The sequence below is a fragment of the Myroides phaeus genome (genome assembly GCF_900099675.1).
Lineage (GTDB): Bacteria > Bacteroidota > Bacteroidia > Flavobacteriales > Flavobacteriaceae > Flavobacterium > Flavobacterium phaeum.
On the sequence record NZ_FNDQ01000014.1, the window covers coordinates 41,234 to 54,338 of the forward strand.

General features: G+C 33.1%; 12 protein-coding genes and 2 tRNA genes. 5 read left to right on the forward strand and 9 right to left on the reverse strand.

Translation table 11 applies throughout. From position 1 onward, the window contains the following. Positions 1 to 36: 36 nt before the first annotated feature. Entirely contained in the window at positions 37 to 2,427 is a 2,391-nt protein-coding gene (locus tag BLT46_RS08510; RefSeq protein ID WP_090409172.1) for a heavy metal translocating P-type ATPase, read from the reverse strand. Between the two features lie 115 nt (positions 2,428 to 2,542). Between BLT46_RS08510 and BLT46_RS08515 the strand changes: the two genes are divergently transcribed. From BLT46_RS08515 to BLT46_RS08535, 5 genes are all read left to right on the forward strand, one after another. Further along, positions 2,543 to 3,226 (forward strand): Crp/Fnr family transcriptional regulator, encoded by a 684-nt coding sequence (locus tag BLT46_RS08515; protein ID WP_090409176.1) that lies wholly within the window; start codon positions 2,543 to 2,545, stop codon positions 3,224 to 3,226. 86 nt (positions 3,227 to 3,312) lie between these two features. Continuing rightward, positions 3,313 to 4,335 carry a DHH family phosphoesterase gene (locus BLT46_RS08520; RefSeq protein WP_090409179.1) on the forward strand — a complete coding sequence of 341 codons (1,023 nt, stop codon included), beginning with the start codon at positions 3,313 to 3,315 and terminating at the stop codon, positions 4,333 to 4,335. After that, positions 4,328 to 4,879, forward strand: coding sequence for a gliding motility-associated peptidyl-prolyl isomerase GldI (gene gldI / locus BLT46_RS08525; RefSeq protein ID WP_090409182.1), 552 nt, complete (start codon positions 4,328 to 4,330; stop codon positions 4,877 to 4,879). The genes BLT46_RS08520 and gldI overlap by 8 nt, the downstream gene beginning before the upstream one ends. A 5-nt stretch (positions 4,880 to 4,884) precedes the next feature. Then, positions 4,885 to 5,961: a peptidylprolyl isomerase gene (locus BLT46_RS08530; protein WP_090409185.1), complete on the forward strand. Its 1,077-nt coding sequence runs from the start codon at positions 4,885 to 4,887 to the stop codon at positions 5,959 to 5,961. Between the two features lie 200 nt (positions 5,962 to 6,161). After that, positions 6,162 to 6,431, forward strand: a complete 270-nt coding sequence (locus BLT46_RS08535) for a SemiSWEET family transporter (protein ID WP_090409188.1) — start codon at positions 6,162 to 6,164, stop codon at positions 6,429 to 6,431. 174 nt (positions 6,432 to 6,605) lie between these two features. Here BLT46_RS08535 and secA read toward each other — a convergent pair whose 3' ends face one another. The 8 genes from secA to BLT46_RS08575 all read right to left on the reverse strand — a co-directional run bounded on the left by secA (position 6,606) and on the right by BLT46_RS08575 (position 12,951). Then, positions 6,606 to 9,713: a preprotein translocase subunit SecA gene (secA, locus tag BLT46_RS08540; RefSeq protein ID WP_090409191.1), complete on the reverse strand. Its 3,108-nt coding sequence runs from the start codon at positions 9,711 to 9,713 to the stop codon at positions 6,606 to 6,608. An 88-nt stretch (positions 9,714 to 9,801) separates the two neighbouring features. Continuing rightward, positions 9,802 to 10,023, reverse strand: a complete 222-nt coding sequence (locus BLT46_RS08545) for a DUF2795 domain-containing protein (RefSeq protein ID WP_002986941.1) — start codon at positions 10,021 to 10,023, stop codon at positions 9,802 to 9,804. A 134-nt stretch (positions 10,024 to 10,157) separates the two neighbouring features. Then, positions 10,158 to 10,733: a cob(I)yrinic acid a,c-diamide adenosyltransferase gene (locus tag BLT46_RS08550; protein WP_090409194.1), complete on the reverse strand. Its 576-nt coding sequence runs from the start codon at positions 10,731 to 10,733 to the stop codon at positions 10,158 to 10,160. Positions 10,734 to 10,804: 71 nt separating this feature from the next. Continuing rightward, positions 10,805 to 11,494: an ABC transporter ATP-binding protein gene (locus BLT46_RS08555; protein WP_090409260.1), complete on the reverse strand. Its 690-nt coding sequence runs from the start codon at positions 11,492 to 11,494 to the stop codon at positions 10,805 to 10,807. Positions 11,495 to 11,617: 123 nt separating this feature from the next. Beyond that, positions 11,618 to 12,127, reverse strand: a complete 510-nt coding sequence (locus tag BLT46_RS08560) for a hypothetical protein (RefSeq protein ID WP_090409197.1) — start codon at positions 12,125 to 12,127, stop codon at positions 11,618 to 11,620. A 72-nt stretch (positions 12,128 to 12,199) separates the two neighbouring features. Continuing rightward, positions 12,200 to 12,273: transfer RNA gene (locus BLT46_RS08565), tRNA-Arg, on the reverse strand. A 33-nt stretch (positions 12,274 to 12,306) separates the two neighbouring features. Further along, a tRNA-Arg gene (locus BLT46_RS08570) sits at positions 12,307 to 12,380 on the reverse strand. A gap of 241 nt (positions 12,381 to 12,621) precedes the next feature. Then, positions 12,622 to 12,951, reverse strand: a complete 330-nt coding sequence (locus tag BLT46_RS08575; RefSeq protein ID WP_090409200.1) for a hypothetical protein — start codon at positions 12,949 to 12,951, stop codon at positions 12,622 to 12,624. Between the last annotated feature and the right edge of the window lie 154 nt (positions 12,952 to 13,105).

Here is a 13,105-nt window from a genome sequence, read left to right on the forward strand (position 1 = left end):
TAAAATATGATAAGTATCATATTCTAAATCTTTCTATTATCCTTTTCGTATATTTTTCTTAGCCATATAATTACTAAGAATTGTTACGAAACTTATTATAGATATTGTACTTATAGGCATTAAGATTGCAGCCACCAATGGCGACATCTTATTCATAATTGATACTGAGATACCTATCACATTATATGTTAATGCTAAGGTATAACTTAATTTGATAATTTTAACAGAATTCTTTGAGTATTTTAAGAATGACGCCAAACTTCCAAACATTTTAGCATCTAATATTCCGTCACTTGCTGGTGTAAAAACATTGACATTCTCAGATACTGAAACCCCTACATTACTCTGTGCCAATGCTCCAGCATCATTAAGTCCATCTCCTACCATCATTACGTTCCCTCCTGACTCCTGCAATTTCTTAACAAATTCCAACTTCTCTTCTGGCTTTTGATTAAATACTAATTGTGTTCCTTTAGGCAACATTTCTTTTAAAACTGCTGCTTCTCCATCGTTATCACCAGACAAAATAGCTAATTTATAACCACTTAAGTCTAATTCCGAGAACAATTCACTTAGTCCGTCGCGGTAATGATTAGCGAAAATAAACTTCCCTTTATATTCATCATTTATCTTTATGTGAACGGCTGTTTCATTTAACACTTTTTCCTTCTGTTCTCCTAACAACATTGGTGAACCGATTAAATACTTCTGCCCATTTACAATTCCAATCAACCCTTTTCCTGCGATTTCTTCAAAGAACTCAGGCTTCACAACTACTTTAGTTGTCAAAAAATTATATAACTTTCTACTTAATGGGTGATTCGATGCGCGAATTATATTCCTAATATCACTTTGTTCTTGTATGGATAAATCTCCGCCTACATATTTAACTGCTGATGATGCATTGGTTGTGATTGTTCCTGTTTTATCAAATACAAGCGTATTTACTTTTGCCATTTGCTCTACTACAGTAACGTTCTTTAAGTAAAATTTCTTTCGTCCATAAATGCGAATGGCATTCCCTAATGTAAAAGGTGCTGTTAATGCTAATGCACAAGGACAGGCAACAATTAAAATCGCTGTGAAAACATTAAATGCTGCATTCAAGTCTACAAAAGACCAACCGATAAAAGCTAAAATGGAAATTGTTAGTAAAACAGGTGTAAAATAATGACTTATCGTATCCGTAATTGTCTTGTATTTCATATCTACTTTCTTCTGAAATACATCATTACTCCACAATTGTGTCAAATAACTTTGTGAAACTGTATTGATTGCTTCTATCTCCACAACATCACCTACTTGCTTTCCTCCTGCAAATAGTTTATCTCCTGATTTCTTTTCAACCGGAATTGCCTCCCCAGTTACGAAACTATAATCGATAAAAGCACTACCAGAAATTAAAATCGAATCAACAGGAATTAACTCCTGATTTCTTATCAACAACCTATCTCCTTTTTCAACATCATATACTTGAACTGGTTCTTCTATATTTCCTTCACCTAATTTTGTAATGGCAATTGGAAAATACGATTTATAGTCACGCTCAAAAGACAAAAAGTTATAGGTACGTTGTTGAAATAATTTTCCTAACAGCATAAAGAAAACCAGCATAGTCATACTGTCAAAAAAACCAGGTCCTAAATCAAATACAATATCAATTGTACTACGTAAAAACATCACAATAATTCCCAAAGCCATTGGAATATCAATTGTATAGTTTTTAGTTTTAATGCCTTTCCACGCTGCTACGTAATAGGGAGATGCCGAATAAAGAAAAACTGGCATAGATAAAATTAGGATTAACCATCTAAAGAAATCTTTATACTGACGCATCCAAATATCATCAATATTAAAGTACTCAGGAAACGAGAGCATCATCACATTACCAAAACTAAAAAAGGCAATACCAATCTTATACATCAAGCTTCTATCTACAGCCTGAGGTTTCTCTTCATAGTTTTTTAAACTAATATACGGCTCATATCCTATCTTGTTTAACAACAAGACAATCTCTTTTAAAGAAACTTTATCTGAGTTAAATGTAATCGTTGCTTTTTTCTCTGGAAAATTAACCAACACACGCAACACACCTTCGTTCAAACGGTGTAAGTTCTCTAATATCCAAATACAAGAACTACAATGTATATGAGGAATGTAAAGTGATACAATATTAGTACTACCTTCGTTAAACTCAAGTAGTTTATTAATGATATCTCCCTTGTCTAAAAAGTCATATTTACCATTAGCATCTTCTGGAGTTGCTCCAGGAGTAAGCTCCATATCATAATAACACCCTAAATCGTTTTCGCTAAAAATCTCGTAAACTGTTTTGCAACCATTGCAACAAAACTCCTTTTCATCAAATTCAATGCGGTTGAATGTGTTAACTTCATTACCACAATGAAAACACGTCTTCTTATCCATAATAAATGCTCAAAATACCTTTAACAAAGGTCTACGTTTAATAAAGCAGAATATATGATATTTATCATAAAAAAAACGTACATTTGCAAAAAGTTTTTAACACAAATTATTAGTTATGGGTAGATGTGAGCAATGTATAATTAGAGAGTTTAGTTCTTTAAAAGCATTAACAAGGGAAGAACTCTTAACAATATCTGAAACAAAAACTCACTTCATTGTCAAAAAAGGTGAGACAATTTTTACAGAAGGTGATAACCTTAATGGTGTGTATTGTATCAAAGATGGTTTTTGTAAATTGACAAAACTAAACTCTAACGGTAAAGACACTATTGTAAAACTTGCTAAAGACGGGGACTTACTTGGCCAACGTTCTATTATCAATGAAGAAACTTCAAATCTTACAGCTACGGCTATTGAAGATATGCAAATCTGTTTTATTCCTAAAAAGGAGATGATGGATTACTTCACTGACAACAATAAATTCTCTTTATTAGTTACCAGAGATATTTGTAACCACTTAAAAGACGCTGATAAAGGCTTAGCTGATCATACCCATAAGACAGTGAAAGAACGTTTAGCTATTATTCTTTTAAAACTTGAAGAAGTTGGTGGTACAAACCAAGAAACTAATGCTTTAAATATCCAACTTTCACGTGAAGATTTAGCTAATATGGTTGGTACAGCTACTGAAAGTTGTATTAGACTATTGTCTGATCTTAAGAAAGAGGGTATTATCGAACTTTCTGGTAAAAAAATCATCTTAAAAAACAAAGCTGAACTAAAAGCTTTAGCGCAATAGTATTATACCACTACTCATTTATTTGTTTTATATCATTTTAAAGAAAAACACATTATTTTGAGCACAAAATAATGTACTTTCGCATTATGATGAATGAAAAAAATTTAGAGTCATTAGAACGCATTCTAAACTCACCAAAAAAGATTACTATTATTCCCCATAGAAATCCAGATGGGGATGCTATTGGTTCAACATTAGGTCTTTATCATGTTCTAAAAAAAATAGGACATGATGTACACGTTGTAGCTCCTAACGATTTCCCACATTTTTTAGCTTGGATGCCAGCAAGTGAAGATATATTAATCTATGATAAAAATAGAGAAAGTACTTCTAAACTTATCGCTGACTCTGATTATATATTCACATTAGACTTTAATGTTCTTCTTAGAACAGGGGATGATATGGAGAAAATGTTGCAAAAATTACCAAATCCTTTTGTGATGATTGATCATCACCAAATGCCGGGTAATTTTGCAGAATTAACATTCTCTAATCCTGAATTTGGTTCTACTTGTGAACTTTTATACACAATCTTAGACAAGATCAACTTCACTAAATATATTGATAAAGATGCTGCTACTTGTATTTATACAGGTATTGTAACAGATTCTGGCTCTTTTAGATTTCCTAAAACGAATGCTAATACTCACCGTGTGATTGCTGCGTTAATTGACAAAGGAATTGATAACCCACAAATTCACAACAATCTTTTCGACAATAGTAGCTATAATAGACTACAGCTTTTAGGTAGAGCTTTACAAAATATGGTATTGCTTCCTGAACTAAACACTTCGTATATATACCTTACGGATGAGGATCTAAACGAATTCAAACACGTTAAAGGGGATACAGAAGGCGTTGTTAATTATGGTTTGTCAATTAAAGGAATTGACTTAACTTCATTCTTTATTGAGCGCAAAGACGAGGGAATTATTAAAATTTCTCTGCGTTCTCAAGGTAATTTTGATGTTAATTTACTTGCTCGAAAATACTTTGAAGGAGGCGGACACGTTAATGCGGCTGGTGGTAAGTCTAATTTATCACTGCAAGAAACAATCGAAAGATTCAAAGAAATTATATCAAAACACAAAAACGAATTTTATGTTTAAATGTATTAAGTTTTTAGGTTTTCCTATTTTATTAAGCCTTTTTGTTAGTTGTGCACAAAATGAACCTGCAAGAAAACCAATTTCTAAATCAAAAGAGAATGTAATACACTCTTCTGCTAAAATGAATATGGAGTTAATTAAAAGCGAGGAAGATTTAATTACCAATTACATTGACTCTCATCCTGAAAATACGTACATCAATTCTAAAAACGGCTTTTGGTACACTTATTTAAAAAGAGAATTAAAGGACTCTATTAGGCCTGTTGCGGGTAATACAGTTGTTTATACGTATAACATTAGCACATTACAAGATAGTGTTTTATACACAAAGAACGATATTGGCACACTAAATTATCTCGTTGATAAAGAAGATATTTTACCTGTTCTTCGTCACTCTTTAAAATTGATGAAATCAAATGAATCTATCAAAGTTGTTACACCTTCTATTTTAGCTTATAGTTATTTAGGAGACAAACAAAAAATTGATAAAAACCAACCTCTAATCTTTACAATCGAATTACAATCTATTGAAAAAAATTATTAACTAATATGAAAAAAATGACAAGTTTAGTATTAAGTATTGTCGCTTTAATTTCATCTTGTGCATCGCCTAAAGCTGATTTACCTGATGGACTTTACGCAGACATTAAAACATCTAAAGGAACTATTGTAGCAGAATTAGAATATGAAAAAGCTCCTGTAACTGTAGCTAACTTCGTTTCTCTTGCAGAAGGGAACAATCCTTTTGTAGATGCACAATTCAAAGACAAAAAATATTATGATGGAATTACTTTTCACCGTGTAGTTTCTAACTTCGTTATCCAAGGAGGAGATCCAACTGGTACGGGGTCTGGTGGTCCAGGTTATGTATTTAAAGATGAGTTTGACGAAACTTTAAAACACGATAAAGCGGGTACTCTTTCTATGGCTAATAGCGGACCTTTTACTAATGGAAGTCAATTCTTTATTACACATAAAGCAACTCCGCATCTTGATAATATGCACTCTGTTTTTGGTTATACAATTAAAGGACAAGATGTAGTAGATGCGATTGAACAAGGAGACAAAATCGAATCTATCAAAATTATTAGAATCGGTAAAAATGCTAAAAAATTCAATGCTGCTAAGGTGTTTAAAAAATACTTTGAGGAAGAGGCTGCTTCAAAAAAAGAAAGTGAAGATAAATTGAATAAAGCAAAGAAAGAACAAGCTGATAAAATCACTGAATTGAAAGCTAAAGCTACAAAAACTGCTTCTGGCTTATCTTACGTAATTGTAAAAGAAGGTGAAGGTGCTAAGCCAAATATCGGTCAAGAAGTATTGATCGATTATGCCGGTTTCTTTGAAAATGGAATTATGTTCGATTCAAGCAACGAAGAGCTTTCTAAAACTTTTGGAACCTTTGATGCAAGAAGAGCTGCTTATAATCAATACATTCCTATTCCTTTTAAATATGGAACTAAAACTGGTTTAATACCAGGTTTTATTGAAGGTATTGAGCAAATGAAAATAGGTGATAAAGCTATTGTTTTTATCCCTGCTCATTTAGCTTATGGTGAAAGAGGTGCAGGTCCTATTCCACCGAATACTGATTTAGTTTTTGAATTAGAAATGACAGTAAAATAACTCACATTTTGATACAAAAAAAGGCTTGACAGATTGTCAAGCCTTTTTTATATCCTTTCTTAGACAGTTTAAATCTTCTTATATAAGACATATAACTACTTTTGAAATTTTCGTTATTACATTAGAAAAAGTACTTTTTTTTACATAATTTACAAGTATTAAATTACTATTATCCAATTCATTAACTAAAATTAAAAAATATGAGTTCAGAGAGCAAAGACACAAAGTTTATTAAGGTACTTGGGGTTATCGCTACTATAATGTCAGTAGCTATGTATGTGTCTTACATACCACAAATTATAGCCAATTTAGAGGGAAATAAAGGCGATTACATCCAGCCCTTAGTAGCTGCAATCAATTGCAGTCTCTGGGTAACTTATGGCGCACTGAGAAAAGACTGGCCTTTAACTGCTGCAAATGCACCTGGAATTTTATTCGGGCTATTTGCTTGCTACACCGCACTATTTTAAATATTAAAAGCTTTAACCAACTTTCTTTCGTTTCAAAACAAACATTCCAAAGAGAGTAAAACACAGCCTTAAAAAGGCTTATTTCACTTAAAAACATCAAAAGCACTCTGAAATAAATTAAAAAAGGCTACGTTAAATTAACGTAGCCTTTTTTATAGGTATGTAGTCGGAATACTATGCTTCTTCAATAGAAGGTGTTTCCTCCACTTTTTGTTGCTGTGGTAAATCAGCTCTTGTCAAGAAAGTCATTACTTCTGAATCAATTTCACTAACTGTTTTCTTGAATAATTCGAAAGCTTCGAATTTATAAATCAACAATGGATCTTTTTGTTCGTGAACAGCTAACTGAACTGATTGTTTAAGCTCATCCATTTTTCTTAGGTGCTTTTTCCAAGCATCATCTAAGATTGTTAAGGTAATGTTTTTCTCAAAATCATCAATTAAAGACATCCCTTGTGTTTGATAAGCCTCCTCTAAATTAGTAACAATATTAACCGATTTAACCCCATCTGTAAATGGAACTACAATACGTTCAAATTGTCCTTCATTATTTTCGTAAACGTTTTTAATAACTTTAAATGCTTCAGCAGCACTACGAGCACATTTATCTTGGTATGCTTTATATACAATTTCATATTGTTTATTAGCAAGTGTTACAACGTCATCTTTTGCAAACTCACTTTCACTAACAATTGTATTTACAGCAAAAGTACGAATGATATCAAACTCATAGTTTTTATAATCATTTGCCATTTTATTCGTGTCGATAATACGCTCACATAAATCATACATCATATTAGCGATATCCACTTTAAGACGCTCACCAAACAATGCGTGTTTTCTACGTTTGTAAATCACCTCACGTTGTGCATTCATAACGTCATCATATTCTAATAAACGCTTACGAATACCAAAGTTATTCTCTTCTACTTTTTTCTGTGCTCTTTCAATAGACTTAGTCATCATTGAGTGTTGGATAACCTCTCCATCTTCAAGTCCCATTCTGTCCATAATCTTAGCTACACGTTCTGAACCAAACAAACGCATTAGATTATCTTCTAAAGAAACATAGAACTGTGAACTTCCCGGATCTCCTTGACGTCCTGCACGACCTCTTAACTGACGGTCAACACGACGTGAATCGTGTCTTTCTGTACCAATAATTGCTAAACCACCTCTGTCTTTTACCTCTTGAGATAATTTAATATCCGTACCACGACCTGCCATATTCGTAGCAATAGTTACGATACCTGGTTGTCCTGCTTCTTCAACAATTTGAGCCTCTTGTTTGTGTAATTTAGCATTTAATACATTGTGCTTAATTCCACGCATTTTCAAAGATCTACTCAATAACTCAGAAATCTCAACTGAAGTAGTACCAATCAATACTGGACGTCCAGCATTAGATAATTCAACTACGTCTTCAATTACAGCTTTAAATTTCTCACGTACTGATCTATAAATCTTATCTTCTTTATCATGACGAGCAATTCCACGGTTAGTTGGAATTTCTACCACGTCTAATTTATAAATTTCTAAAAACTCTCCCGCTTCTGTAGTAGCTGTACCAGTCATACCAGCAAGCTTGTTGTACATACGGAAGTAGTTTTGTAATGTAATCGTAGCAAATGTTTGAGTAGCTGCTTCAATTTTCACGTTTTCTTTAGCCTCAATCGCTTGGTGTAATCCGTCTGAATAACGACGTCCATCCATAATACGACCTGTTTGCTCATCAACGATCATAATCTTATTGTCCATTACTACATACTCAGTATCTTTTTCAAATACAGTATATGCTTTTAATAATTGACTTAAAGTATGAATACGCTCACTCTTAATTCCGAAATCTTGGAATAAAGCTTCTTTTGCTTCTGCCTCTTGCTCTTTAGGCAATTTTAATGCCTCAATTTTCGAGATTTCAGTTCCAATATCTGGTAATATGAAGAAGTTTTCATCTGTATCTTGAGATAACGCTTTAATACCATTATCAGTCAACTGAACTTGGTTATTTTTCTCTTCAATAACAAAATATAAAGCCTCATCAACTTTATGCATTTCTCTATTGTTGTCCTGCATATAGTGATTTTCAGTTTTTTGAAGTAGTTGTTTTACACCTTCTTCACTTAAAAACTTAATCAACGCTTTATTCTTAGGTAAACTTCTATACGCTCTTAACAATAAAAATCCTCCTTCTTTTGTATTTCCTTCACGAATTAATTTTTTAGCTTCCGCTAAGAAACCATTCGCAAGTTTTCTTTGCATTTCAACTAAGTTGGCAACCTGTGGTTTTAACTCGTTAAATTCGTGTCTATCTCCTTGAGGAACTGGTCCAGAAATAATCAATGGTGTTCTTGCATCATCTACTAATACAGAATCCACCTCATCCACAATTGCAAAATTGTGTTTTCTCTGAACTAATTCTTCTGGCGAATGCGCCATATTATCTCTTAAGTAGTCAAAACCGAACTCGTTATTTGTACCATACGTAATATCTGCAGCATAAGCAGCACGTCTTCCTGGAGAGTTTGGTTGGTGATTATCAATACAATCAACAGTCATACCGTGGAACTCGAATAAAGGAGCTTTCCACTGACTATCCCTTTTTGCTAAATAATCATTCACCGTTACCAAGTGAACACCATTACCTGTCAATGCATTTAGGTACAATGGAGATGTAGCAACTAATGTCTTACCTTCCCCTGTTTGCATCTCTGCAATTTTACCTTCGTGCAATACAATCCCCCCGATCATCTGAACATCGTAGTGAACCATATCCCAAGTAACTTGTTTTCCTGCAGCAGTCCAAGTATTTGCCCAATGTGCTTTATCTCCAACGATAGTCACATAAGGTTTTGTTTCTGCAAACTCAATATCTTTTGGTGTAGCAGTAACAATAACTGTTTCATTTTCTTTAAATCGACGTGCAGTTTCTTTTACCACAGCAAATGCTTCTGGTAAAATATCCATTAACAACTTCTCTGAATTGTTATACGCCTCTTTCTCTAAGCTATCAATGTTAGCATAAATAGCTTCTCTCTTATCGATATCCTGAGTTTTCTCAATTTCTTCTTTGTAAGAAGCAATTTTCTCATCTTGATTAGCTCTTGACTGTTGTATTTTTTCTTTAAAATAGATAGTCTTTGCTCTCAATTCGTCATTTGACAAACTTGCCAAGCTTGAATCGTAAGATTTTATTTTTTCAATTAATGGTTTTATTGCTTTGATATCTCTTTCCGATTTATCACCAACAAATACCTTTAATATAGTGTTTATCAGGCTCATAACTTTATATGATTTTATTCTATTAACTTCTAAAGGTAAACTTAAATAAAAAAAAAGCCTCTATAAAAGGCTTTTTTTAATTTGTATCTTAATACTCATCCTCGTTCCAAAGATAATCTTCGTCAGTAGGATAATCTGGCCATATCTCTTCCATTGATTCGTATATCTCCCCTTCATCTTCGATAGATTGAAGGTTTTCAACTACCTCAAGTGGAGCGCCCGTTCTAATAGCATAATCAATAAGTTCATCCTTAGTAGCAGGCCATGGAGCATCACTTAGATAAGATGCTAATTCTAATGTCCAATACATCTCTATTCGTTTTTAATTTTTAATGCAAAAATAATTTTTATTATGAAATTACCAAGCTTTTTTTTATTTATTTCGTGTAATTCTAAGAACGTAGCGTTCTAAAAGTAAATAACTTTTAGATAAAATCTTATTTTTTATGATTCCTTACGAGGAATCCACTTTACTTCTTCAGCACCCAAATCAAAAGTCAACTTTCGTGCCAACACAAATAGATAGTCAGAAAGTCGGTTTAAATACATTAAAACAGACTCATCTATAGGCTCAACCTCATTCAATTGTACTGACAGACGCTCTGCTCTGCGACAAACACATCTGGCAATATGACAGAATGACACTGTCGTATGCCCACCTGGTAACACAAAATGGGTCATAGGTGATAGGGCTTCTTCCATTCTATCAATTTCATTCTCTAATAACGCCATATCTGCCTCGCTTATTTTTGGAATATTTAAGCGTTCTTTTCCATTTTTCAGAATTGCTTTCTCCGGATCAGTAGCTAAAACAGCTCCAACAGTAAATAACCGATCTTGTATTTCTATCAAAACATTTTTATACAATTGATTTATTTCTTGATCTCGAATTAATCCTATATAAGAATTCAATTCATCTACTGTCCCATAACTTTCTATGCGTATATGATGCTTTGGAACACGCGTTCCTCCGAACAATGCCGTAGTTCCTTTATCTCCTGTTTTTGTATATACTTTCATCTATTTTATCGTCTATAGCCTAATTGTTAACTCCACCAAATTACAACAAATTATTAAACTTAATAACTCTCTTATTTTATTCGCTCATCACTTTCTATTACTCCATCTCTAAGGCGAATTATTCGATGAGCGTGTTCTGCAATATCTTCTTCGTGGGTAACTAATATCACAGTGTTTCCATTTGCGTGAATTTCATCAAACAATCCCATAATTTCAATCGAAGTCTTCGTATCTAAATTTCCTGTTGGTTCATCTGCTAAAATAATAGCTGGTCTATTTACCAATGCCCTTGCAACCGCTACACGTTGTCTTTGCCCTCCTGAAAGTTGGTTAGGATGATGATCCATACGATCACTCAACCCTACTTGCGTCAAAACCTCCGTTGCTCGTTCATTTCGCTCAGCTTTTGAATAACCCGCATACACCATCGGTAAAGCAACATTGTCTAATGCTGTTGTACGTGGTAATAAATTAAATGTCTGAAAAACAAAACCGATATTCTTATTGCGAATTTCTGCAAGTTGATCGTCATTTAAAGAACTGACATCCTTGCCATTTAAGATATATTCACCTGAAGAAGGGGTATCTAAACAACCTAATATATTCATCAAAGTGGATTTACCAGATCCTGAAGGCCCCATTAGAGCAACGTAATCTCCTTTTTCAATCTGAAGATTTACCCCTTTTAAAACTTTGACAGTTTCTGTTCCCAACTTAAAGTTGCGTTTAATATCCTTTACATCGATGATAGTTTCTCTCATAGCAATAGCATTACTTTTAACCAAGTTTAGCAGCAATAGCGCTTTAAAGACTACTGCCATCACAAACTCAAGCATTAAAAATACTAAAGCTAATCTATACTACCACCATTAAAGTCTATAAAATTACATTCGAAGTGTAAAATGTTGCTTCAATTGTTCTGATCTAATAAAAGCTAAACCGAAATAATAAAAGTCTAAAGTTACAATGAAACGCTCATCATTAACTACATCTTCCCATAATTGGTCAATTACAGAATTCCCTTTTCTCCTATCAAACATCAAGACCGTATCATTGTGCATAGCTGCATACAAAATATCACTTGTAAGCTCAGATTGCTGACTAATCGAACTACCGATCCAAATCAAATCACTTTTACCCTGAGAGGGCTTAAAACAAGTAACTACAGCAGAAGTACCCGCTATTTCTTGCTCCATTCCAATAGTGGCAATATGCTTTGGTGCATAATAGGCTAATATCCTTTCAGGAAACGCCTCTTTTTTTGCCAATTTCTTCCATCTCGAATCTTTAGGATAAAGACCTTTAGTCAACAAATTAAAAACAAAGGGAGAATGCACCCCGTGTTCATTACTTGATTTCCACCAAAACTTAAAGTAATTCTTTTCCTTAGTCATCTTGTTGTAGGTTTGAAGCAAACAAAAATAGGTTATAAATAAAAAAAGCCCATCAAAATGATGAGCTTTTTGTGACCGCGGCAGGATTCAAACCTGCAACCTTCTGAGCCGTAATCAGATGCGCTATTCAGTTGCGCCACGCGGCCGAAATAACGTTAAATAGTCTATTTGACTTTTTGTGACCATGGCAGGATTCAAACCTGCAACCTTCTGAGCCGTAATCAGATGCGCTATTCAGTTGCGCCACATGGCCATTTCGTTATTGCGAGTGCAAATATAGAACGATATTCTGTAAATACAAACTCTATCTGCGTTTTTTTTCAATCCTTTTTTGACCAATCCTTTTAAATAACTATAAATAAGCCATTTGTAAAGAAAAATATTTTTATATTTTTTTTCTCAAAAAACAACAAAACTACTTTTTACCCCAAACACCAGTAAATACAAGTAAAACAGAAACACCTGTATCTAATAAAAGTTACGTCATTTTACACTTAAAATTTATCCTTTGGTGGTAAATAATAAATATACAGAGCAGCTGTTATTATAAATAAAACTAAAATAAAGTAAAATGAGTTTCCTGTAAATAATCCAAATACCAGAAATAAGATTGTAGCAACTGCCCCTATGAATAGAAAATCAAAGCTTTTTTTATCCATTAATTCATCATCCCACTCCTCTTCTTCTTGTTCTAATAATTCTTTTTGCTTTTGCTTATACTCTAAATACTCCTCTTTGCTTTTAATACGCTTTATCGAAACAAACTGCCGAAATATAAAGAATACTACTAATACAACCACAAAAAACACAACTAATACACTCATCTACTATTTAATTTCCCATTCTTTAACACTTCGAAAATAATCATTTTATCAAACTCTGCAAAAATTATATAAAAAACATTTAATAAAATCGAGAGAAGTTTCTATCTATAGCATTTTCAAAAAAAAGAGAGGATGTTAACACATCCTCTCTTAC

Bases quoted from the DNA above. Each gene is read 5' to 3' on its own strand.
- BLT46_RS08510 (WP_090409172.1), bottom strand. From the start codon at position 2,427: ATGGATAAGAAGACGTGTTTTCATTGTGGTAATGAAGTTAACACATTC.
- BLT46_RS08515 (WP_090409176.1), top strand. From the start codon at position 2,543: ATGGGTAGATGTGAGCAATGTATAATTAGAGAGTTTAGTTCTTTAAAA.
- BLT46_RS08520 (WP_090409179.1), top strand. From the start codon at position 3,313: ATGATGAATGAAAAAAATTTAGAGTCATTAGAACGCATTCTAAACTCA.
- gldI (WP_090409182.1), top strand. From the start codon at position 4,328: ATGTTTAAATGTATTAAGTTTTTAGGTTTTCCTATTTTATTAAGCCTT.
- BLT46_RS08530 (WP_090409185.1), top strand. From the start codon at position 4,885: ATGAAAAAAATGACAAGTTTAGTATTAAGTATTGTCGCTTTAATTTCA.
- BLT46_RS08535 (WP_090409188.1), top strand. From the start codon at position 6,162: ATGAGTTCAGAGAGCAAAGACACAAAGTTTATTAAGGTACTTGGGGTT.
- secA (WP_090409191.1), bottom strand. From the start codon at position 9,713: ATGAGCCTGATAAACACTATATTAAAGGTATTTGTTGGTGATAAATCG.
- BLT46_RS08545 (WP_002986941.1), bottom strand. From the start codon at position 10,023: ATGTATTGGACATTAGAATTAGCATCTTATCTAAGTGATGCTCCATGG.
- BLT46_RS08550 (WP_090409194.1), bottom strand. From the start codon at position 10,733: ATGAAAGTATATACAAAAACAGGAGATAAAGGAACTACGGCATTGTTC.
- BLT46_RS08555 (WP_090409260.1), bottom strand. From the start codon at position 11,494: ATGAGAGAAACTATCATCGATGTAAAGGATATTAAACGCAACTTTAAG.
- BLT46_RS08560 (WP_090409197.1), bottom strand. From the start codon at position 12,127: ATGACTAAGGAAAAGAATTACTTTAAGTTTTGGTGGAAATCAAGTAAT.
- BLT46_RS08575 (WP_090409200.1), bottom strand. From the start codon at position 12,951: ATGAGTGTATTAGTTGTGTTTTTTGTGGTTGTATTAGTAGTATTCTTT.